General features: G+C 64.7%; 16 protein-coding genes. 7 read left to right on the top strand and 9 right to left on the bottom strand.

Going from position 1 to position 20,560, the window contains the following annotated elements; translation table 11 throughout:
- Positions 1–8 precede the first annotated feature (8 nt).
- Positions 9–1,844: a CocE/NonD family hydrolase gene (locus NDN01_RS06005; protein ID WP_272626460.1), complete on the top strand. Its 1,836-nt coding sequence runs from the start codon at positions 9–11 to the stop codon at positions 1,842–1,844.
- A gap of 24 nt (positions 1,845–1,868) precedes the next feature.
- Here NDN01_RS06005 and NDN01_RS06000 read toward each other — a convergent pair whose 3' ends face one another.
- Genes NDN01_RS06000 through NDN01_RS05985 form a run of 4 tightly spaced genes read right to left on the bottom strand, consistent with a single transcriptional unit; the run spans position 1,869 to position 6,056 of the window.
- Positions 1,869–2,627: an enoyl-CoA hydratase/isomerase family protein gene (locus NDN01_RS06000; protein WP_272626459.1), complete on the bottom strand. Its 759-nt coding sequence runs from the start codon at positions 2,625–2,627 to the stop codon at positions 1,869–1,871.
- A 2-nt stretch (positions 2,628–2,629) separates the two neighbouring features.
- A complete protein-coding gene (locus NDN01_RS05995) occupies positions 2,630–4,222 on the bottom strand; it encodes a class I adenylate-forming enzyme family protein (protein WP_272626458.1) in 1,593 nt (530 codons plus the stop codon).
- Positions 4,223–4,233: 11 nt separating this feature from the next.
- Complete coding sequence (locus NDN01_RS05990) at positions 4,234–5,571, bottom strand: MFS transporter (RefSeq protein WP_272626457.1); 1,338 nt, start codon at positions 5,569–5,571, stop codon at positions 4,234–4,236.
- On the bottom strand, positions 5,568–6,056 hold the full coding sequence (locus NDN01_RS05985) for a MaoC/PaaZ C-terminal domain-containing protein (RefSeq protein ID WP_272626456.1): 489 nt from the start codon (positions 6,054–6,056) through the stop codon (positions 5,568–5,570). Before NDN01_RS05985 ends, NDN01_RS05990 begins: the two co-directional genes overlap by 4 nt.
- A 57-nt stretch (positions 6,057–6,113) precedes the next feature.
- Here NDN01_RS05985 and NDN01_RS05980 point away from each other — a divergent pair, with 57 nt between their 5' ends.
- The 3 genes from NDN01_RS05980 to NDN01_RS05970 all read left to right on the top strand — a co-directional run bounded on the left by NDN01_RS05980 (position 6,114) and on the right by NDN01_RS05970 (position 9,267).
- On the top strand, positions 6,114–6,911 hold the full coding sequence (locus tag NDN01_RS05980; RefSeq protein WP_272626455.1) for a TetR/AcrR family transcriptional regulator: 798 nt from the start codon (positions 6,114–6,116) through the stop codon (positions 6,909–6,911).
- 233 nt (positions 6,912–7,144) lie between these two features.
- Positions 7,145–8,593 (top strand): tryptophan halogenase family protein, encoded by a 1,449-nt coding sequence (locus NDN01_RS05975; RefSeq protein ID WP_443025197.1) that lies wholly within the window; start codon positions 7,145–7,147, stop codon positions 8,591–8,593.
- Positions 8,590–9,267 carry a DUF6445 family protein gene (locus NDN01_RS05970; RefSeq protein ID WP_272626453.1) on the top strand — a complete coding sequence of 226 codons (678 nt, stop codon included), beginning with the start codon at positions 8,590–8,592 and terminating at the stop codon, positions 9,265–9,267. Before NDN01_RS05975 ends, NDN01_RS05970 begins: the two co-directional genes overlap by 4 nt.
- Here NDN01_RS05970 and NDN01_RS05965 read toward each other — a convergent pair.
- From NDN01_RS05965 to NDN01_RS05950, 4 genes are all read right to left on the bottom strand, one after another.
- Entirely contained in the window at positions 9,242–11,317 is a 2,076-nt protein-coding gene (locus NDN01_RS05965; protein ID WP_272626452.1) for a hypothetical protein, read from the bottom strand. The two genes, NDN01_RS05970 and NDN01_RS05965, sit on opposite strands and share 26 nt — an antisense overlap.
- 88 nt (positions 11,318–11,405) lie before the next feature.
- Complete coding sequence (locus NDN01_RS05960; protein WP_272626451.1) at positions 11,406–13,952, bottom strand: TonB-dependent receptor domain-containing protein; 2,547 nt, start codon at positions 13,950–13,952, stop codon at positions 11,406–11,408.
- Positions 13,953–14,303: 351 nt separating this feature from the next.
- Positions 14,304–15,284, bottom strand: coding sequence for a LacI family DNA-binding transcriptional regulator (locus NDN01_RS05955; protein WP_272626450.1), 981 nt, complete (start codon positions 15,282–15,284; stop codon positions 14,304–14,306).
- Positions 15,285–15,407: 123 nt separating this feature from the next.
- Positions 15,408–15,851, bottom strand: coding sequence for an Lrp/AsnC family transcriptional regulator (locus NDN01_RS05950; RefSeq protein ID WP_272626449.1), 444 nt, complete (start codon positions 15,849–15,851; stop codon positions 15,408–15,410).
- 122 nt (positions 15,852–15,973) lie between these two features.
- Here NDN01_RS05950 and NDN01_RS05945 point away from each other — a divergent pair, with 122 nt between their 5' ends.
- Genes NDN01_RS05945 through NDN01_RS05935 form a run of 3 tightly spaced genes read left to right on the top strand, consistent with a single transcriptional unit; the run spans position 15,974 to position 19,564 of the window.
- Complete coding sequence (locus NDN01_RS05945) at positions 15,974–17,230, top strand: thiamine pyrophosphate-dependent enzyme (RefSeq protein ID WP_272626448.1); 1,257 nt, start codon at positions 15,974–15,976, stop codon at positions 17,228–17,230.
- On the top strand, positions 17,227–18,258 hold the full coding sequence (locus NDN01_RS05940) for an alpha-ketoacid dehydrogenase subunit beta (RefSeq protein ID WP_272626447.1): 1,032 nt from the start codon (positions 17,227–17,229) through the stop codon (positions 18,256–18,258). Before NDN01_RS05945 ends, NDN01_RS05940 begins: the two co-directional genes overlap by 4 nt.
- Position 18,259: 1 nt before the next feature.
- On the top strand, positions 18,260–19,564 hold the full coding sequence (locus NDN01_RS05935; protein WP_272626446.1) for a dihydrolipoamide acetyltransferase family protein: 1,305 nt from the start codon (positions 18,260–18,262) through the stop codon (positions 19,562–19,564).
- Between the two features lie 45 nt (positions 19,565–19,609).
- Here NDN01_RS05935 and NDN01_RS05930 read toward each other — a convergent pair whose 3' ends face one another.
- Complete coding sequence (locus NDN01_RS05930; protein WP_272626445.1) at positions 19,610–20,494, bottom strand: LysR family transcriptional regulator; 885 nt, start codon at positions 20,492–20,494, stop codon at positions 19,610–19,612.
- Between the last annotated feature and the right edge of the window lie 66 nt (positions 20,495–20,560).

Raw genomic sequence — 20,560 nt, 5'->3', positions numbered from 1 at the left:
GACCGGCCATGACCTGCAAGAACCATTTTCTCCTGACGGCCGCGCTGGTAGCCGGCGCGATCATCTGCCCGGGCGCGCGGGCCGGGCAGTCCGTTCCCACCGCCGCGTCATCGCGGCCCGATGGGTGGAGCGACAAGTCCTATTATCTGTCGATGCGCGATGGAGTCAGACTGGCGGTCAGCCTCTACTTCCCCGGTGGCGTGCCGCCCGAAAAGCCGGCGCCGGTAATGCTGATCCAGACGCGATACGGGCGTGCGGGCGAAGCTGATTTCGGTTCGGCCTGGCGGCGCGCCGGCTATGTCGTCGCCATTGTCGACACGCGCGGATCGACTGCTTCCTTCGGCACGCGTCGGGTCGATATCGGGCCCGAGGAGCAGCGCGACATGGACGAGATCATCGCCCATCTGGCGCACCAGCCATGGTCGAACGGTCAGGTCATCGCCTCGGGCGTATCCTATATGGCCGACACCGCCGATCTGGCGACGAGCCGTCCTGCCCCTGCCCTCCTCGCCGCAATTCCACGACAGACCGACTTCGACACCTATCTGCACCTGTTCAGCCCCGGCGGCGTCTCCAACGACTGGATGCTCCGGAACTGGGGAAACGCAGTCCGCGAGATGGATATGGGGCGCGATCCCGAAGGTGGTGCGGCCGATTGCCTAAAGCAGGTCGCGGACTGCGCCCGACTGTTTCCCACCCTCCAGCCGGTCGATGGCGATGAGAGTTTCGACCTGTTGCGCCAGGCCCTGGCGACGCGCGGCCCTCATTGGGGGCCCGAGGACTATGACGGCATCGCATTCCGGGACGAGCCGGGGAGGAATAGCCACACGCTGTTCGACTCCTCTCCCGCCGCGCAGCTCGCCGCCATCCGACGGGAGCGCAAGCCGGTGCAATATTGGGGTTCCTGGCTGGATGCCGGAATGGCCGAGGCCGCGCTCGCGCGCTATCGCTCGGCGCCCGAGGTGCCGGCCGAGGTCTGGATCACCGCCAACAATCATGGCCAGAGTGTCGGCGCCGATCCTTTCTTTCCCGGTGAGCGCACGCCAATACCCGCTGCCACAGACATTTTCGCCAGCAACATCGCCTTCGCGGATCACGTCCGCGCGGGGGCCCGGGTCGAGCGTGCGATCCATTATTATGTGATGGGCGCCAAGGAGTTCCGTACAACCGCGGCGTGGCCACCGGCGGATACGAAACCGGCCACGTTGTACTTCGCTCCGGGCCGGTCGCTCGCCTCGCGCATACCGGGCCAGCGTGGCGATGATCGTTATTCGGTCGATTTCACCGCCACCACCGGCAAGGCGACGCGCTGGTCGACGCAATTCGGCACGCCACCTGCCTATCCCGACCGGCGCGAGCAGGACGCCAGGCTGCTGACTTATGACAGCAACCCGATGGATATCGATACCGAGCTGGTCGGTACGCCTGTGGTCACGCTCCACATGGCGGCACGAACGAGCGATCCGGCCGTCTTCGTCTATCTTGAGGATGTCGCCCCCGATGGCCGGTCGACCTATCTCGGCGAGGGCCAGTTCCGCGCAATCCACCGCAAGCCGGCCGATCCGGCCACCCTACCCTATGATCAGGGACCAGCGCCGCACAGTTTCCGAAGGGCCGACGCGCTGGCGGTCACGCCCGGCGCGCGGATGACGCTGCGCTTCGCCCTCTTCCCCACCGCCGCCCTGATCAGGCGCGGACATCGCCTCCGCGTCGCGATCGCGGGTGCCGACGCCGACACCTTCCATGCCTATTCGAACGGCGGGCCGGACATCTTCACCATCTCCTACGGCGCCGGGGCACCGAGCGGGCTGGAGATCACCACGCGCCCCTGGAAACCGTCCTGACGCGCCACGGCCGCGGTTCCAGTCTCAGCGACCACCCTCAAGATATGCGTGCACACGGGCCCGCACCTCGGGAGAATCGCCTGCCACAAGGCAGTGGCGGCTCTCCCGTGCCAGCGCGACGTCAAGCCGGAGTCCGATATCTTCCACCCGCGCCGCCTTGAATCGGGCCAGGCTTTCGGGCGGCAACGTCGTCAGCCGATCCGCCACGGCCAGCGCGGCTTCCTCCAGCATCGGGCGTGCGACGACACGGCTCACGATCTTCTCCCGCAACAGGCTATGTGCGTCCAGGCGTTCACCAAGCCACAGAATGTCAGTCGCGCGGGCTGGGCCGCAGCGTTCGTCGAGCAGCATGCTCATGCCCCCGGTAGGGAACAGGCCGAACGCGGCTTCGGGGCAGAACAGGATCGTGTCATCGGCCGCGATCGCGACATCGGCATTGACCGGCCACGCCGCACCCCCGCCCACGACCGCGCCCTGGATCGCGCAAACCACCGGCTTCGTTCCCAGCATGATCCGCCGAGTCACCGCCTGAAGCCGGTCGATGAACGCATGTGCCTTCTCCTTCCCGAACCCTTCGATGAACTCGGCCAGATCGTCGCCGGCGCAGAAGGCCCGCCCCTCGGCGCGCAACAGGATCACGCGCACCATCGGGTCGTCCGCGGCACGATCCAGCGCATCGATCAGATCGCCGAGCAGGTCGAAGCTGATCGCGTTGAGCCGCTCGGCGCGGTCCAGGCTGACGATGGCCACGGCATCGCGGCGCTCAAGGGTCGCAAGCGGCACGTTCAACCTGCCGCCAGCATCGCGGCACGGCGCTTGAGCAGCGCCTTGTCGACCTTGCCGATCGGCAGCAGCGGCAAGGCAGCTTCATAAACGAAATGCTTCGGAATCTTGTAATTGGCCAGTCGCGCCCGGCACCAGGCTTCCAGTTCGTCCGCTGCGACCGGCCGTTCGGCGACGACGAAGGCGATGCCCACTTCCTGCCAGATCGGATCTTCGGCGGAAACCACTGCCGCTTCTGCCACCGCCGGATGGGTTTCGATCACCGCCTCGATCTCGCGCGGATAGACGTTGTAGCCGCCGGACTTGAACATCTCCTTCAGCCGTCCGACGATCCGGTAGTGCCCATCGGATCGCGCGACGGCAAGATCGCCGGTCTTGAACCAGCCCTCGGCCGTCAGCGCCCCGGCCGTTGCGTCCGGCCGGTTCCAATAGCCGAGCATGGTATAGGCCGAGCGCGCCCAGACCTCACCGGCCTCGCCGGTCGCCACATCCCGTCCGTCGCTTCCGACCAGCCGGACCTCCACACCCGGGAAGGGCCGCCCTACCGACTCCGCCAACAGGTCGGGATCATCGCCCGGCTCAAGCGCGGTGATGCCGCTGGTCGTCTCCGTCATGCCATAACTGGTCGCCAGCCGCGGATGCACCAGCAACAGCCGCTCGATCATTTCCCGCGGCATCGCGGCGCCTTCCCAGAGGATAAGCTGCACCGCCGAAAGATCGAAATGGTCGAAATCCGGCAGCGCCAATTGCATCTGGAAACAGCTCGGCACCGATCCCCACAATGTCGCGCGCTCCGCCTCCATTAATGCCAGGCATCGGCGCGGATCGAACTGTTCCAGAAACAATATCGTCCCACCCGCGAGCAGGACCGGCAAGCTGACATCGACGACGCATCCGACGTGATTGATCGGGAAGTAATTGACCGCCCGCAACGGCTCGACCGGCCAGAGACGATTCTGCTCGAGACAGAACGCAGCCAGGCCCTCATGATGCAGCAGCGCACCCTTGGGCTGTCCAGTCGATCCCGATGTGTAGACGATCAGGCAGGGGGCACGCCCGCCACACCCGTCCCGGGCAGCCGCCAGTGCCGCGTCGGTCGTCGACTTGCCTGCCGCGAGGAAATCGGACCACGGGCTCACCCCCGCGACCGGCGGCTCGCCGTCGAACGCCACGATATGCTCGAGCTCGGAGGAAGCGGCACGTAGTGCACGGATCTCGCCCCCGTAAGAGCGCTCGCCGATGCGAGTCCGGGTCAGAAGCACACGGGGCGCGGCATCGCCGACGACATAGGCAAGCTCATCCAGCGTGTAGCGCGGATTGAGGCCGATCCAGATTCCGCCGATCGACGCCGTTGCGAGGAAGGCGATCAGATACTCCGGATGCGGTGTCTGCAGGGTGGCCACGCGATCGCCCTTGCCTACGCCGGCAGCGATCAGCGACCGCGCCAGCCGGTCGATCGCGTCGCGCATCGCCGCATAGGTCCAGCGCCTGTCGTCCAGCACCATCGCTTCGGCATCCGGCGCCCGCGCCGCGATCCAGGCCGGATAGTCGCTGACCCGGTCCAGCCGGGGGGCGCCCGATTCCATACCCGTCATCTGCATATTCCTTATGATCGACCACCGCGCGACGGGACGAGAAAGAGAAGGGACGCCAGCGCCAGCAGGGCCGGCACGAAGGCGACGAAACCCGCCACCGCCGGCCCCGCCTTGCCGGTCAGCGACAATATCAAGGCGGTAAGCGCCGGACCGAGCGCGAGGCCGAGCTTTTCAATCGACGTCCAGATTCCGGTGAAGACGCCTTCGATCCCGCTTTCGCCCCCTGCCCTTCGCCCCGCACTTTCGGCGTGCGCGATATGGGCGGCGAGCGTGAACGGCATGACCTGCAACCCGGCAAAGGGTGCCCCCGCGCTGACGAAACAGGCAATGGCGATCCCCCATGGAGCGTGGAGCCACGCCGCGCTCCCCACCGCCGTCGCGGCCGCAGCATAACCGAGCGCCGCCGCGGCCAGCATCCGCCTTTCGCCGAAGCGCCGGCCGAGCCGCGACCAGAACGGCGCGCTCAGGATGGTGGCGAGCAGCATTGCCCCGAGCGCGACGCCGATATCGCGCTCCGACCGGCCGAATGCCCCGGTGACGAGATAGGGCGCGGCGGCCGACACCGCCCCGACGGCGGTGAGTTGAAGAAGAAAGGCGCAAGCAAGTCTGCGGAATCCTGCGTTGGCCATCGCCAGCCGGAGTTGAGCGACAAGCCCCTCCTGCGGCCTTGACCCTCGCTCGACAGGCCCTCGCTCGACGGGTGTTGCGAGATCGTGGCGCCGCAACATCGCGATCGGTCCGATCATCGCGATCAGGCAGGCCGCCGCGACGACAAGGCCCATCGCGGCATAACCCGTCCTGCCGCCGCCATAATAGGCGACAAGCGCCGGAGCGACCCCCGCACCCGCGAGGACACCGACCATCGAGGCGGTCATCCGCCACCCGACCAGGCGGCCCCTGCCGCCCGCATCGGGCGTAATCTCGGCGGGTACGGCGCTATAGGGAACCGCGAACAGCGAATAGAATGTGGCGAGAAGGAAATAGCATCCACCCGCCCAGAGAAAGCCGTTCACCGCGCCCGTTACCGGGGCCGTGAACAAAGCAGCGAATGCCAGAGGCAGGCCGATCGCCCCCGCCAATAGAAAGGGTCGCCGTCGCCCGAAGCGCGACCGGGTCCGATCCGACCAAGCTCCGACAAAGGGATCCCAGAAGATCGCCCAGGCCTTGGGCACGAACAGGATGATCGCCGCCCACGCCGGTGGAATCGCAAGGGTCTCGGTGCAGAAATAGAGGAGCAGCACCGTCGGCACGGTCGAGAACACGCCGTTCGCGAGCGAGCCGATCGCATAGACTCCGGTCGCCGCGCGCGAGATGGTCAAAGCCGGTGGTGCCGGAGCGCGGGCGATCATGCCGAGGGCGGCACCCAGGCGGTCAGCCAGCGCGCGACCAGGGCAGGTCGGTCAGCATCCTCTATCTCGATCTCGCAATCGATCGCCGTGATGCGCCGCCCCTTGTCGTCGCGGCGCACGTCCGCCACTTCGAAATGCCCGCGGACCCGCGCGCCAGCCGGAATCGGTGAAACGAGCCGGAGCCGATCGAAGCCGTAATTTAGATTGTATCCGACTACGGCGGGGTCCGTGTCCCAGCCCTGCCCGGTCGCGTCATGGAACATGCGCGTCAGCAGCGCGATGGTCAGGAAACCGAAGGCAATGGTGCCGCCGAATGGCCCGTTGGCGGCCGCCCATCGCGGATCGATATGCATCGGGTCCGGATCGAGCGTGGTCGCGCCAAAGACGTCGATCATTTCCTGCGTGACCGTAATCCAGTCCGATATGCCGATCAGGCTTCCTGGCGTGAAGCCTTGCGACATTCGGTCTAAGCTGGGCGTGGACATGCAGTCTCCCGTGAGTACAATTGATCCGCTAATAAATATGATATTGAGCTCAGTTTTATGAATTCGTCAACCGCCCCTCGTCCGACCACCGCCGCGCCGTTCACCGCCGCCGCCGATACCGGGCTTTCCTTCATCGACTTCCTGAGCGAGCGGCTTGCCTCGGCGCCACCGCCGACCAAGGGGCAGCGCACCCGTGAACGGCTGAAGATCGCCGCCGCGCGGGTGCTGGAGCAGAAAGGCTATCACGCCTTGCGAGTCGCCGATGTGGCGGAAGCGGCGGAAGTCGCCGAGGGCTCCTTCTACGTCTATTTCCGCGACAAGACCGAAGTAACGCTGGCGGTGCTGACATCGCTGCTCGAGGACTTTTTCGGCGTCAATCTGACCAGCCAGTCCGATGAGGGGCCGTTCGACACGATCCGCCGGACCAACCGGCGCTGGTTCGCCATCTGCCGCAGCAATTCGGGCCTGATGCGATGCATGCTGCAGGTGGGCGATGCCGATCCCGAATTCGCCCAGATGGCCCAGAACAGCAACCGGCGCTGGTACGAACGCATCGCCGCCAGTGTCACGCGCCGCTATCCCGAAGGGGCATTGTCGGAACCCCTGGTGCTGCTGGTCGCCTATATGCTCGGCGCGATCATGGATGACCTGGCGCGCAAGCTCGTCGTCTATCCGGATGAAGGATTACTGGCGCTGCTTGGACAACTCGGCGCCAACGACGTCGTCGCCGCGGACGCGGCGAGCGTGCTCTGGATGCGGACGCTATATCCAGGCGTGCCGATCGACGGAGACCTGCATGCGGTCGCCCGCGCCATCGCTTCCTGGCCCTCGCCGGTGGTCGCCGGCGCGAGATAGCGACCAACTGGACTGCTGCCTTGCAGGACTGGCTTTCCCAGTCGTCATCTCAGGCTATCGGGCCTGGCACCGGTCACGCTATTGGCGATCGATCGCATCGCTCGACGTGACGAGAAATGCCGCACGATTCGCAGGAGACAGATTTTTTGACGTCATCAGCCAACAGGGAACACCCGCTCGGGCCGGGCCGAATCCGTTCGGTCGTTATCCTGGGTGGGGGCACGGCAGGGTGGATGACGGCAACCGCGCTCGCCCGCTCGTTCGGACGCGCGGTGACTATCACGCTGCTAGAATCCGAAGAAATCGGGACGGTGGGAGTCGGTGAAGCGACAATCCCGACCATTCACTGGTTCAATGAGCTGATCGGGCTGGACGAGGCGGACTTCCTCCGCGCGACCAAGGCGAGCTTCAAGCTCGGCATCGAATTCGTCGATTGGAAAAGGCCCGGCCACCGCTATTTCCACCCGTTCGGGGAGTTCGGTGCGCGCCTACCAGGCGTGGCATTCCACCATCGCTGGCTCAAGGCGCGCGCTGCAGGCGTCGACCTGCCGCTGTCGAGCTTTTCGCTGGCCGGAAAGCTCGCGGCGGAGAACCGCTTCGCCAAACCGGCGGGCGATGCGCGGTCGATCCTGTCAACGCTTGGGTACGCCTATCATTTCGATGCCAGCCTATACGCACAGCATCTGCGCGGCATCGCCGAGACGGCGGGCGTCACACGGATCGAAGGCCGGCTACAGGATGTCGAGCGCGATCCGTCGAGCGGCTTCGTTACCGCCCTCACCACCCAGCGGGGCGAGCGACTGGAAGGCGATCTCTTCATCGACTGCTCGGGTTTCCGCGCATTGCTGATCGATCAGGTGATGGGCGGCGGCTTCGAGGACTGGTCGCACTGGCTGCCGTGTGACCGGGCGGTGGCCGTACCTTGCGCCCGCGTCGCGGAGACAACGCCCTACACCCGCTCCACCGCGCGAACGGCGGGGTGGCAGTGGCGCATTCCGCTCCAGCACCGCACCGGCAACGGGTATGTTTACGCCAGCCGCTTCATCAGTGATGACGAAGCGACCACGACGTTGCTCGCCAACCTGGACGGCGAAGCACTGGCCGACCCACGTGTTCTACGCTTCAAGGCGGGCACGCGGCGTCGCGCCTGGATCGGGAATGTCGTGGCGATCGGGCTGTCTTCCGGATTCCTCGAACCGCTCGAATCGACCAGCATCCACCTGATCCAGAGCGGCATCGCCAAGCTGCTGACCCTTTTTCCCGATCGCGACTGTGATCCGACGCTCGCCGAGCGGTTCAACGCGTTGCTCAATGCCGATATGGACACGATCAAGGATTTCCTGATCCTTCATTATCACGCAACAACCGACAAGCCCGAGCCATTCTGGGCCGAACGACGCGCGATGCCGCTGCCCGAAACACTGGTGGAGCGCGAAAACCAGTATCGCCGCTCCGGACGGCTGATGCTCCGTTCCGACGAACTGTTTCGCGACGCCAGTTGGCTGGCAGTACTCGACGGACAGGGAATCGAGGCTGGTGACTACAACCCGCTTGCGGATGCGCTCGATGCCGCGACGAACGTGGCGCAGGTCCGCCAGATTGCCGCGGTGATTGCGCGCGCGGTGCCTACTCTGCCCCGGCACGATGACGCACTGGCTCAGGCAATGGCGTCCCCGGGATGATCAAACCCGAGATCACCGCGCGGCGTATCGGCGACGAGCGGCAGCCGATCGTCATCGTCGAGGGCTTCCATCCCGATCCCGAACGGTTGCGCAGCGCGGCGGAATCCGCGCAGTTCGAACCCGCACATCGCCACTATCCGGGCATCCGCGCGGCTCTGCCGAAAGACTATTTCACGCAGGTTCGACCGGTCCTCGCGATGGTATTGCGGGAGGTATTCGGCCATGCCGGGGCAATCGACCTTATCGACGCGAGCTTTTCGATCGTGACCGCGCCGCCAGCCGACCTGACCATCGAGCAGCGCCTGCCGCATGTCGATGCAGTGCAGCCGGGCCGGATCGCGCTTGTCCATTATCTGTCACGCGACGACGGCGACGGCACCGCCTTCTTCCGGCATCGCGCCAGCGGGTTCGAGACGATCGATGGCCAGCGATCCGCAGGCTATCTCGCCAGACTCAACACCGAACTGAACGAGGGTGGCATGCCGCCGCATGCCTATGTCCATGACGACACACCCCTGTTCGAACGGACCGCGCAGGTCGGCGCGCGCTACAACCGAGCCGTCATCTATCGCAGCGCAATCCTGCACAGCGGCGCGATCCGGCCGGGCGCGCCGCTCGATGCCGACCCGGCGACGGGTCGGCTGACTGTCACCGCTTTCCTTTCCGCTGACTGAGCCGCTGCGGCGGCTGTACCGCGAGATAGACGGTGCTCCAGAGCTGGGCCGCGTTCGATTCGTCGACATCCTGCTTGCCCGCACCGAACGGAACGACGCGGTAGCGCCCCTTGTCATAGGCCCAGGACCAGAGTTCCGAGCTCTGTGTCGCGCGCGTCGCCTCGATCGCGCGCCACAACCTGGTCTGCGCGTCGATCAGGATGGCGCGCGTCGCCGCGGGCAAATCGCGGCGTGCGAGTTGACGCTCCAGCCCGGCCGCGAACAGCGCCTGCTGCCACGACCACACCACCGCGCCATGATAGGCCGCCGGCGTGAAGCGATCCTGCACCACCGGCGTGGCCAGCGCCGGGTTGGCGACCAACAGCCCGATATCGGTCATCAGGCCTGCGGGGAACGGTCGGGCGAGCGCGCCCACATAGGTGCCGAGCTCGGCAGGGCTGGGATGGCCGAACAACAGCAGGAAGCCGTCATCGGAGTTGATGATCGGCACGGGCACGCCATGATCATCAAGCGAGATCGCGTGGAAAGTCAGCGACTGCCCCTTGAGCGCCGCAAGCGCCGGCGCAGCTGGGACGCCGACGCGTCCGGCATAACGTCGTACCTGGGCCGAAGCCTCGCCGGCGGGTACGTCGACCCGAAACAAGCGGGGCGCCTGTTCGCGCCATGTTTGCGCGAGCGCATCAGCACGGGCGAACGCCACGCGGTCGGCCGGTGTCAGATAGGGCTCAAGCAGCCCCGCCTTCAGAAGCCTGGCGGTAGCCTCAAGCGCGGCGGGCACGAAGATCGCATTGACGTCATAAGGGTAGCGCCCGCGACCGAGTCCCTCTTCGCTGTCCCGCCATTGCCCGGTCAACCGCCCCGGCAGGATCGCGACCAGCCGTTTCCATTCGGGCTCAGCGGCGAACGGTCCGGCGGCGGTCAGGACGAAGCGGAGGTTGCGTACCAACAGCGCGCCCGCGGATTCGGCGCTGCCCGGATGCGCCGCGCTGGGGATGGCGCGTGCCAGGAATGCACGGGCTTCCGTCGGACTTGCATGATCGAGCAGATAATCGCCGGCGACAGGGCCAAGCATATAATCGTCGTCGATCATCGCATAATCGAGCGTCGGCGCGCCGCCACCCGCTTGTCCGTGCTGGCGATGGTCCACGATCGCGAATTCAGACAATCCCTCCTCATGCGCGACATCGCCTGACGGGTCGAGCCGGGCAAGCACCGCGCCGATCCCTGCTTCGATCGCGGGGCCGCGCAGTACCGGCATAAGCAAGCGCACCGACATCAGCGTGTCGCGACCGAAATAGGTATCGAAACGCCATGACCCGGCGAGGAATTTCTCGCGATAGCTGAGGAAGCGTAGCGCGTCCCGCGCGGCGGGATCGCGCGCCGCGTGCGAGTTGAGAAGTTCCGCTTCGGTCAGGCCGGTCAGGGGCATATCGCCGCTTGCCGCGACGATCCGCATCCGAATCCGGCCGCTCGCGCCGGCCGTGATCGTGTTGTCCTCGATCCGCCCTTCGAGCACTTCGATCTCGAGGCGATATCCCGGCGCTCCATCGACGCGGTCGCGGGCGTAGATCAGGCGCGATCCCTCGACCCGGGCAGGCGTTGCAACATCGGCAGGAAAGCGTCCGACCGATTGATAGTCGCGCAGGAAGCGGACGTTCGACAGGACCGCCTGCCGGACCGTGAGGCGCGGTGTCGTCAGCGACGCGGTCGCAGCGATACCGTAAAGCGGCCGCCCCTTCGCATCGGCCAGCGTCACTGGAGCAGGCGATTGTTCGAGCTGCCACGTCACCGGTGCCGCGAGCGGCGCGAACCACAACCCTACGCCGCTATTGCCCGCAGGGAAGGCGACGAGGATTCGCGGATCCGCCCCGTTGCGCAGCAGCAGGTGCGCGGCGACCTTCCCGTCACGGACGAAGGTGTTGAGATTCTGTCCTTCGACCAGGCGATAGGCAAGCTCGGGCCGAGCCGTCGGCTGCTCGCCGGCCGCCATGCTCTGGCCCGCCGCCAACAGCAGCGCCCCGGCCGTGAACTTGCGCAAATGATGCCGCATCGTCTTCTCCTCAGCTTCCGGAATAACGAAGGCGCGGCAAGCCTTGCAGCCGCCGCGCCCCCGTCAACATATCAAATCATCGACAGGATCAGAACTTCATCGTGATCGAGCCGCCATAGGTCCGTCCGACGATGCCGCGGGCATAGAAATAGCCGTCGGTGACCGCCTGAGTCTGTCCCTGCCGCGGATTGCCCTCGGTCAGGCCCACGACATCGAACAGATTGTCGACATTGAAGTTCAGCTGGAGCCGGTCGGTGACATTGAAGTTAACACCCAGGCTGGTGACGCCATAGCTTGGCAGCGCGACGCCGTTGCCCGCATCGGCGAAGATCTTGCCGATATATTTGTAGCGGCCATAGACTTCGCCCAGCCCGTTCGGGAGCTTCGCGGTCGGGGTGATGGTGAAGAGCTTGGCCGGCGTGCGCTCGGGCCGGTTGCCTTCGAAGCCCGCCTGGTTGGCGCCGTTGATCGCCAGGTTGACGAGCTTCGGATCCTGGAAAACGCCCTGGAAGTCGATCGCGAACCAGTCGATCGGACGGACGTTGAGATCGACCTCGACACCGTTGGTACGCAGATCGGCGTTGATGTTGCTCTGTACCGCCGGGTTCACCGGGTCGGCGAAATTATAGTTCTGGTTCCTGAAGTTGGTGCGGAACAGCGTGACCGACCCGCTGAAGATACGGCCATATTGATACCGGACGCCCGCCTCATAGAGCTCGATCGTCGTGATCGGATCAGTGTTGTTGGTCTGGAACCCGTTGGCGTAACGCGCATAAACCGCGAAGTTCGGCGTGAAGAGATAGTTCACGCCAACGGTGTACGCTGCCTTCTTCTGCGTGCGCCGCGTCGTGATATAGGTGCCGTTGAAGGTCGAGCCGACATTGCGGATCACACCACCCACGCCCGGCTGCACCGGCTGGTTCACCGCCGCAGTCTGACCATCGCGGAACGTCGCGTCGTCGCTTTCCCAGCGAACGCCGCCGTCGATCCGCAGATCACCAATCGCGAACTCATCGTTCACGTAGAGCGATATGGACGAATCCTTGCGCTCCCGGATGCCGCCACCCCAGTCGCCATAGGAGACGAGGCCGTTGTCGCTGAGCGTGCCGATGACCTTGTTGTTCGCATCGAGCGCGACGACGTCGTAGATGTCGCTATTGGTGCGCACGTCATTGACGACACTGGCCGTCGCCGACTGATCCTGCGACCGCTTGGTATTGTAGTACATCACGCCGGCGGTCAGCGAGTTCTTGAAGCTGTCGCCCTGATACTCCCAGCGGCCACCGACATTCAGGCCGAAGTCACGCCCGTCGAGATAATCATGATTGAGCGTCGTGCGCTGAAGGAAGCCATTGCCGTTCAGCGCGTTAAGCTCCGCCGTCTGGTTCGCGCCCAGCAGCACGCCGGTGCGCAGGTTCTTGATGCCGAAGCGCACCGTCGTCGGGAAAGCCGCGCGCCCGGCCGTCAGCAGGCTGTCGATAGGCGAGGATGCGCCTGGCGTCAGATAGTTGACCGCACTCGTCAGGCCAGCGTTACCGGTGCCAGAACCGGGAAACAGGCCGTTGAAATCATACGAATATTTCAGATAGCGCGCCTTGGCGAACAGATCGATCGAATCGCTCACCGGCTTGTCGATGTCGAGGCGAATCTGCGCGGTCTTGGCCTTGATGCCGTCGCGGTAGCGGAAATCGCGGAACCCGCTCGGATGGGCAGCGGTCGAGACCGGCACCGCGATGTTCGAGAAGGCGTCGCCGCCGACATTGCCGAATTGCGTGTCGAGGCTGGGAATGCCGCCCGGCTTGCCATTGGTGAAACGATAGGGCTGGTCGGCATAATAGGCGTTCTCCATATCGCCGCCCTTGGCCGATAGGCGGATATAGCCGCCATCGTCGAAGCGATATTCGAGCGCGCCCTTGAGGCGCCAGCCGGCATAGTCGAACGGGTTGTCACGCACGCCCGGGCTGGACTGGATATAACCGCCAATGTTGAACGCGAGGTGGTCGGAGATCGGCTGCGAATAATAGAAATCGCCGCGCTTCAGCCCGTAATTATAGGCGGTGACGCGGGCAATCCCCTCGGCCTGCTTGAAATTGGGGGTCTTGGAGATGAAGTTGATCGTCGCGCCCGCGCCATTGACGGTCAGCACGCCCGACGAACCGCCCTTCACCGCCTCCAGGCGATCGATGGTGAGGTCCTGGTCGAAGAAGAAATCCGCGCCGCCACCATTGTAGAGGATCGGCATGCCGTCCTCTTCCAGCTGCACGAAGCGCTGGCCGCCGCCCTGAAGGCCGCGTACCGAATAGTTGTTCGAGACCTGGCCCGCGGTCGCCTCGACGAAGATGCCCGGCACGAGCTCGAGCATGTCGGCGGTCGACCGCGGCGCCTTGCGATCGAGGGCGATGCGATCGGCATAGGTAATGTCGGCCGAAGCGGTGATCAGCGGGCGGTTGCGCGTCGTCTGGCCGGTGACGACGATGTCAGTCAACGGCTGGGCGTCATCGCTCGGGGGCGTCTGGACCGCCGCGGGCGCCGCCGTGTCACTCGGCACGTTCTGCGCGAAAGCGGCAGTCAACGGCATCGTGGCGACGCCTGCCAGCAGCGCGGCGCGAACGCCGGCACGAATGGAAAACTGCATAGATCCTCCCAGTCACTCTATCGCCGGGTCTTCCGGCTCGCGGGCCGATTAGTCCCGGGACGTTTTTTTGAAAACCTTTTCTGCAACATTTTTGCGAAATTTGACCAAGCTGTTGCAGACGGGCAACGTGCCCCCGTGCCGCACCACGGAGTCATCCGCCGCGGCGGAGAATCATTCGACAACACGCCGGCACTAGGCGAAATTGCCCGGATTGCTTCCTCTCATCCCATGCTAGGGGGCCACAGCCGTTGGCATTCCAAGTCTGGCCGTTGCACTCGAAACACGAAAATCCTTTCGAGGCGCCCACATAATCGCGCCGCAGCCAGTGATATCGTTTTCAAAAAATAAAGGTCAGGTATCGCGGACCACGATCTCGGTTCTAAGGGTGGTCGAACGCGGCCGGCCGCCGTCGATCTGCTGCATCAGCTTCTCCACGAGCAACGCGCCCGCGACATCGGTCTTCTGGCTGATCGTCGTGATCGCGGGGCTGAAATGCGCCGCCGGAGGGATATTATTGTACCCGACCAACGAAAAATCGCGCCCCGCGAGTTGGCCACGCTCCTTGAACGCGCCGATTACGGCCATCGCCGCGGTATCGGAGAAGGCGAAGACCGCGTCCGGCTGGCGCGCGCCGACGAGATAGGCGGAGACAGTCTCCGCGGTCGCGGTGAAGCCCATCGATGCGATCGGGAGAAAATCGATCGCAACGTCACCCTGCTCGGTGGCGACATCTCTCAGCCCCTCGAAACGCAGGCGCAATTCCTCATGCCTGATATCGCCGACGAACAACCAGTGCTTGCGGTGCGCCGCAACGAAGTGCTGCCCTGCCAGGCGGCCACCGAGGAGATTGTCGCTACCGACGGCGCAGTAGCCGGTATCGGGCGCCACTGCGCCCCACACCACCAGAGGTACATCGTGACGGCCAAGGCTTCGAAGCATCGCGTCGCGCGTCCCCTGCCCCAGCACGATGAAGCCGTCGGCGCCACGCGCGCGATAGAAATCGCGGAAGGCCCGGACGTCGTCCAGGCCGGGAGGAGACAGAAGAAGATCCTGATTGCGGATCGACAGCGCCTCGGACACGCCAGCGAGCAGTTCGAAGACGAACGGATCGCCGATCGCACCGTGAACGTGCGATCCGAAATCGAGCATCACCGCGATCGTGCTGGTCCGCGAATGGCGGAGCTTCTGTGCATTGCGATTGACGACATAACCCTGCGCCAGCGCCACCTCTAGCACCCGTTCGCGCGTTTTCTCGGTCACCAGGGGACTGCCGCTGAGGACACGCGACACCGTGGGCATCGACACCTGCGCGATACGCGCGATGTCCTGCATCGTCGGTCTCGCTTCCCCCGTACGAGGCTCGGAGCGCTCGGGCGCCTGTTTCGTCGTCATTGCGCTACTATGATCTACAATCATCTCTCATCAAGCGACTCGTTCCTTGCCTGAGACGCGCAGCTAGAGCGGAAGCCTGGTCGTCAGCTTGATGCAGTTCAGCGCGAAACTCGAATTGATCGAGCCCACGCCCGGCAGGTGGAGCAACACCTTCTTCAGGAACACCTCATAGTCGCCGACGCTGCGGACGACGACGCGCATCAGATAATCACCCTGCCCGCTCATCGAGAAGCATTCGACAATCTCCGGATGGTCTCGCGCCTGCGCTTCCAGCGCCTCAAGCGTTTCCTCGTCATGCTGCTTCAGGCGAAGCTCGGCAAAAACGTTGACCGTCAGGTCGAGCAGCAGCGGATCCAGGATTACCGCGCGCTCGCGGATCACCCCGCTTTCCTCCAGCTTCTTGAGGCGGCGCCAGCATGGCGTGTGCGACAGGCCGACATCGCTCGCCAGGTCGGCGACCGACCATTGCGGGTTCGCCTGAAGGGAAGCCAGGATTTTACGATCCATCTTGTCCACGCAATTTCTATCCTAATATCGCCACCCATAACGCACGAATTTTTGCGCGATTGCTCGCCATATCGGAACAACGAGAACAAGTCTTTCCTCATCGGATCGGCAATAACGCGGCCATGACAAAGCCGGCGATACCGGGGGCCGACGCGATCGCGTTGTCGCTCCATATTCCAGAACCGACAGCACGTCCGGGCGACGTTGCCGATTTCAGCCACCTGCGGCTCGACGCGGCCGGGACGATGCGTCGCCCTGATATTTCGACGGACGAGGCCGAGATGCGGGAACTCCCCTATGGGCTGGTACGCGTGCTTGACGATAACGGAGAGGCCCTTGGCCCGTGGAATCCGCAGCTCGCGCCGGAGATACTGCGCAAGGGCCTGCGGGCGATGGTGCAGACCCGTCTGTTCGAGGACCGACTGTTCAGGGCACACCGCCAGGGCAAGACCAGCTTCTTCATGAAATCGACCGGCGAAGAAGCGATCGGGGTTGCACAGTCGCTCGCGCTCGCCCCCGACGACATGTGTTTCCCGACCTACCGGGTGCAGGGCTGGCTGATCGCCCGCGGTTATCCGATCGTGGACATGATCAACCAGATCTACTCCAATGCGCGCGATCCGCTGAAAGGGCGGCAATTGCCGATCCTCTATTCGGCGCGCGACTATGGCTTCTACTCGCTGTCCGGCAATGTCGGCAGCCGCTTCGGCCATGCCGTCGGCTGGGCGATGGCGTCGGCCTATAAGGGCGGCCATCGCATCGCCCTGGGCTATATCGGCGAAGGCACGACGGCTGAGGGCGACTTCCACGAGGCGCTGACCTTCGCGGCGGTCTACCGCGCGCCGGTGGTCCTGGCGGTCACCAACAACCAATGGGCGATCTCCAGCTTTTCGGGGATCGCAGGCGCGGAGAGCACGACCTTCGCCGCCAAGGCCATCGGCTACGGGCTGCCCGGTCTGCGAGTCGACGGCAATGACTTCCTGGCGGTCTGGGCGGCGACGCTCTGGGCGGCCGAGCGGGCACGGACCAATCGCGGCGCGACGCTGATCGAGTTCGTGACCTACCGCGCCTCCGGTCATTCGACGAGCGATGACCCGACCAAATACCGCCCGGCGGACGAAGCCGCGCACTGGCCGCTTGGCGACCCGATCGAACGCTTGAAGCAGCACCTGATCCTGATCGGCGAATGGACCGAGGAGCGTCATGCGCAGATGGAGGCGGAACTGAGCGAGATCCTGCGCGACGCCCAGCGCGAGGCGGAAGCGGTCGGGACATTAGGCAAGTCCAAGCCCGACGTTACCGAGATGTTCGAGGGCGTGTTCAAGCAGCCCGACTGGCGCGTGATCGAACAACGCGGCGAACTGGGGATCCGGTCATGACCGCGATGAACATGATCCAGGCGCTCAATTCGGCGCTCGACACCATGCTTGCGCGCGATCCCGACGTTCTCGTCTTTGGCCAGGATGTCGGCTATTTCGGCGGTGTTTTCCGCGTCACCGACAAACTGCAGCAGCGCCACGGCCTCAAGCGCTGCTTCGACGCGCCGATTTCCGAAGGCGGGATCATCGCCACCGCGATCGGCATGGGTGCCTATGGATTGCGGCCGGTCGCCGAGATCCAGTTCGCCGATTATATCCTTCCCGCCTTCGACCAGCTCGTGTCGGAAGCGGCGCGCCTGCGCTATCGATCGAACGCCGAATTCTGGGCGCCGATCACTGTCCGTTCGCCTTATGGGGGCGGCATCTTCGGCGGCCAGACTCACAGCCAGAGCCCTGAGGCAATCTTCGCGCACATCACCGGCCTGAAGACCGTGATTCCGTCAACGCCCTATGACGCGAAAGGGCTGCTGATCGCCGCGATCGAGGATGATGATCCCGTGATCTTCCTGGAGCCCAAGCGCCTCTACAACGGCCCGTTCGACGGCCGTCACGACCAGGCAGTGGCAAGCTGGGCCGGCCATCCTTCAGCCGAGGTGCCCGAGGGCCATTATACCGTCCCGCTCGGCAAGGCCGCGGTCGTTCGCGCCGGCAATGAGGCGACGATCCTTGCTTACGGCACCATGGTGCATGTCGCGCGGGCCGGGATCGAAGATAGCGGCGTGGACGCCGAACTCATCGATCTGCGGTCGATCGTACCGCTCGATATCGATACGATCGTAGCCTCGGTGAAGAAGACCGGACGTTGCGTCATCCTTCACGAGGCATCCCGGTTTGGCGGCTTTGGCGGTGAATTGTCGGCACTGGTGCAGGAACGCTGCTTCTATCACCTGGAAGCCCCGATCGAGCGCGTGGCGGGCTGGGATACGCCCTACCCGCATGCGTTCGAATGGGACTATTTCCCTGGCCCGGCCCGCGTCGCCGCCGCGCTTCGGCGCGTGATGGCCGATGTTACTGTAATGGATCTCTGACATGGCACGCTTCACCTTCAAGCTTCCAGACATTGGGGAAGGCATCTCCGAGGCGGAGATCGTCGCGTGGCACGTGGCGGTGGGGGATCGTGTGGAGGAGGACCAGGGCCTTGCCGACATGATGACGGACAAGGCGACGGTGGAGATGGAATCGCCGGTGGCGGGCGTGGTGGTCGAACTGGCCGGTGAGGTCGGCGACCAAGTGTCGATCGGTGCCGCACTGGTGGTGATCGAGACCGATGCCGCCGAGACGGTAGCCGATGCCGCGCCAGTCGAGACCAAAGCCGAAGAGATCGAGGAACAGATCGAGGCGGAAACGCCGGGGGCCGAGGAGGTGGCTGAAAAGACCTCTCCCCATCGGGGAGAGGGTTTGGGAGAGGCGCAGTCACAAGCGCCATCGCTCGAAACTGCCCCTCTCCCCCAAGGGGAGAGGGAGAAGAGCGCCCATGTCCTTGCATCCCCCGCGGTCCGCGCTCGCGCCGCCGACCTCGGCATCGACCTTGGCAGCGTGAAGGCTGAGGGCGACCGGATCCGCCATGCCGATCTCGATGCGTATCTGCGCTACGGTTCGGGCCAAGGCTATCACGCGCCGCACGCCAGCCGCGCCCGCGCCGACGAGGCCGTGAAGGTCATCGGCATGCGTCGCCGCATCGCCGAGAACATGGCCGCCTCGAAGCGGACCATCCCACACTTCACTTATGTCGACGAGATCGACGTCACCGCGCTCGAGGAGATGCGTGCCGATCTCAACGCGCACCGCGGCAACCGGCCCAAGCTGACCATGCTGCCGCTGATGATCGTCGCGATCTGCCGGTCGATTCCCGACTTCCCGATGCTCAACGCGCGCTATGACGACGAGGCCGGCGTGGTGACGCGTCACGGATCGATCCATCTCGGCATGGCGACGCAGACCCCGGTCGGCCTGATGGTCCCGGTGATCCGCGACGCGCAGGACCTGAACGTCTGGCAACTCGCCAGCGAGATCACCCGCCTCGCCGAGGCAGCCCGCACCGGCAAGGCGAAGTCGGAGGAGCTCAGCGGCTCGACCCTCACCATCACCTCGCTCGGGCCGCTCGGCGGCATCGCCACCACGCCCGTCATCAACCGGCCCGAGGTCGCGATCATCGGTCCGAACAAGATCGTCGAGCGCCCCGTCTTCCGCGGCGACGACATCGTCCGCGCCAGGCTGATGAACCTGTCTATCAGCTGCGACCACCGCGTCGTCGATGGCTGGGATGCCGCAAGCTACGTCCAGGCCCTCAAGAAATATCTCGAAACCCCCGTCCTCCTCTTCTCTGACGGGTGATTCCCACCCGGGCCAGCTCTGACAGCGAGGTAGGCCGTTCCGCTATCAGGCGTCCGTTACTGGTCTCGTCAACGTGCGGCGAAGTGCCTGAACGATGTTGCTCCGCTCGATCGTTTGGGGATCGGCATGCGCCGCCGACACCATCCCGATCGTGCGGGTAAAGGCAAAATCGGCCAGAGCCGGGCGCACCACACCGGCATGACGAAAGCAGTCGGGCATCACTGTCACCCCGAGGCCGCGGCGGACAAGGGCCAGGGCGCGATCCTCATTGGTGGTGCGCGCCGCAAAAAATGGGCGAACACCATGGCTGGTGAAATAGCGACTCGTCTCGGACAGTAACTCGCATTGGCGACGCACGATCATCACATTGTCGGCGAGTTGGCGCGGTTCGATCACAGGCAGATGGGCGAGCGGATGGTCGGCCGCCATCGCCAGCGAATAGCCTTCCGAGAAAAGCGAGATACCCGATTGCTTGTCGCGATCGCCGCGTAGCAGCGTCACAGCGGCGTCGATTCGCCCGCGCCCGAGGCGCTCATTGAGGTCGCGCTCGCCGGCCTCGACGATCTCAAGCCGCATTGCCGAGCCTTCGCGGCGCAGCTCGATCAGGAAATCCTCGATCAACGGCGTCGGAATCGTCGCCAGCACGCCAAGGCGAAACGTCTCACGCGCTGGCGTTTCCTGCACGGCGCGCTCGGCAAGGAGGAATTCCGCCTCGATCCGCCGGGCTGACGCGGCAAAGCGCGCGCCAGCCTCGGTCAATTCGATCCGCCGGTTGGTGCGGTGGAATAGCATCTGGCCGAGTTCGCGCTCGAGCTTGGCGATACCAACCGAGAGCGTCGGCTGCGACACGCTGCAAGCCCCGGCGGCACGAGAGAAATTGCCATGGTCGATAACGGCCAGGAAATACCGCAGCAGATAACGATCAATCATAGATACCATCTATAGCATAGGCACTATATGTTCAATTTTTCTTGATTCCTGCCACGTGCTATCACC

This window comes from Sphingomonas sp. QA11 (genome assembly GCF_028473665.1).
GTDB classification, from domain to species: domain Bacteria; phylum Pseudomonadota; class Alphaproteobacteria; order Sphingomonadales; family Sphingomonadaceae; genus Sphingomonas; species Sphingomonas phytovorans.
The sequence above is the reverse complement of the archived record's forward strand: the minus strand, read 5'-3'. Positions and strand labels throughout refer to the sequence as shown.

Excerpts from the sequence above, each read along its gene's own strand:
- NDN01_RS06005 (WP_272626460.1), top strand. The coding sequence starts at position 9 with ATGACCTGCAAGAACCATTTTCTCCTGACGGCCGCGCTGGTAGCCGGC.
- NDN01_RS05995 (WP_272626458.1), bottom strand. The coding sequence starts at position 4,222 with ATGACGGGTATGGAATCGGGCGCCCCCCGGCTGGACCGGGTCAGCGAC.
- NDN01_RS05990 (WP_272626457.1), bottom strand. The coding sequence starts at position 5,571 with ATGATCGCCCGCGCTCCGGCACCACCGGCTTTGACCATCTCGCGCGCG.
- NDN01_RS05985 (WP_272626456.1), bottom strand. The coding sequence starts at position 6,056 with ATGTCCACGCCCAGCTTAGACCGAATGTCGCAAGGCTTCACGCCAGGA.
- NDN01_RS05980 (WP_272626455.1), top strand. The coding sequence starts at position 6,114 with ATGAATTCGTCAACCGCCCCTCGTCCGACCACCGCCGCGCCGTTCACC.
- NDN01_RS05975 (WP_443025197.1), top strand. The coding sequence starts at position 7,145 with ATGACGGCAACCGCGCTCGCCCGCTCGTTCGGACGCGCGGTGACTATC.
- NDN01_RS05970 (WP_272626453.1), top strand. The coding sequence starts at position 8,590 with ATGATCAAACCCGAGATCACCGCGCGGCGTATCGGCGACGAGCGGCAG.
- NDN01_RS05965 (WP_272626452.1), bottom strand. The coding sequence starts at position 11,317 with ATGCGGCATCATTTGCGCAAGTTCACGGCCGGGGCGCTGCTGTTGGCG.
- NDN01_RS05960 (WP_272626451.1), bottom strand. The coding sequence starts at position 13,952 with ATGCAGTTTTCCATTCGTGCCGGCGTTCGCGCCGCGCTGCTGGCAGGC.
- NDN01_RS05955 (WP_272626450.1), bottom strand. The coding sequence starts at position 15,284 with ATGCAGGACATCGCGCGTATCGCGCAGGTGTCGATGCCCACGGTGTCG.
- NDN01_RS05950 (WP_272626449.1), bottom strand. The coding sequence starts at position 15,851 with ATGGATCGTAAAATCCTGGCTTCCCTTCAGGCGAACCCGCAATGGTCG.
- NDN01_RS05945 (WP_272626448.1), top strand. The coding sequence starts at position 15,974 with ATGACAAAGCCGGCGATACCGGGGGCCGACGCGATCGCGTTGTCGCTC.
- NDN01_RS05940 (WP_272626447.1), top strand. The coding sequence starts at position 17,227 with ATGACCGCGATGAACATGATCCAGGCGCTCAATTCGGCGCTCGACACC.
- NDN01_RS05935 (WP_272626446.1), top strand. The coding sequence starts at position 18,260 with ATGGCACGCTTCACCTTCAAGCTTCCAGACATTGGGGAAGGCATCTCC.
- NDN01_RS05930 (WP_272626445.1), bottom strand. The coding sequence starts at position 20,494 with ATGATTGATCGTTATCTGCTGCGGTATTTCCTGGCCGTTATCGACCAT.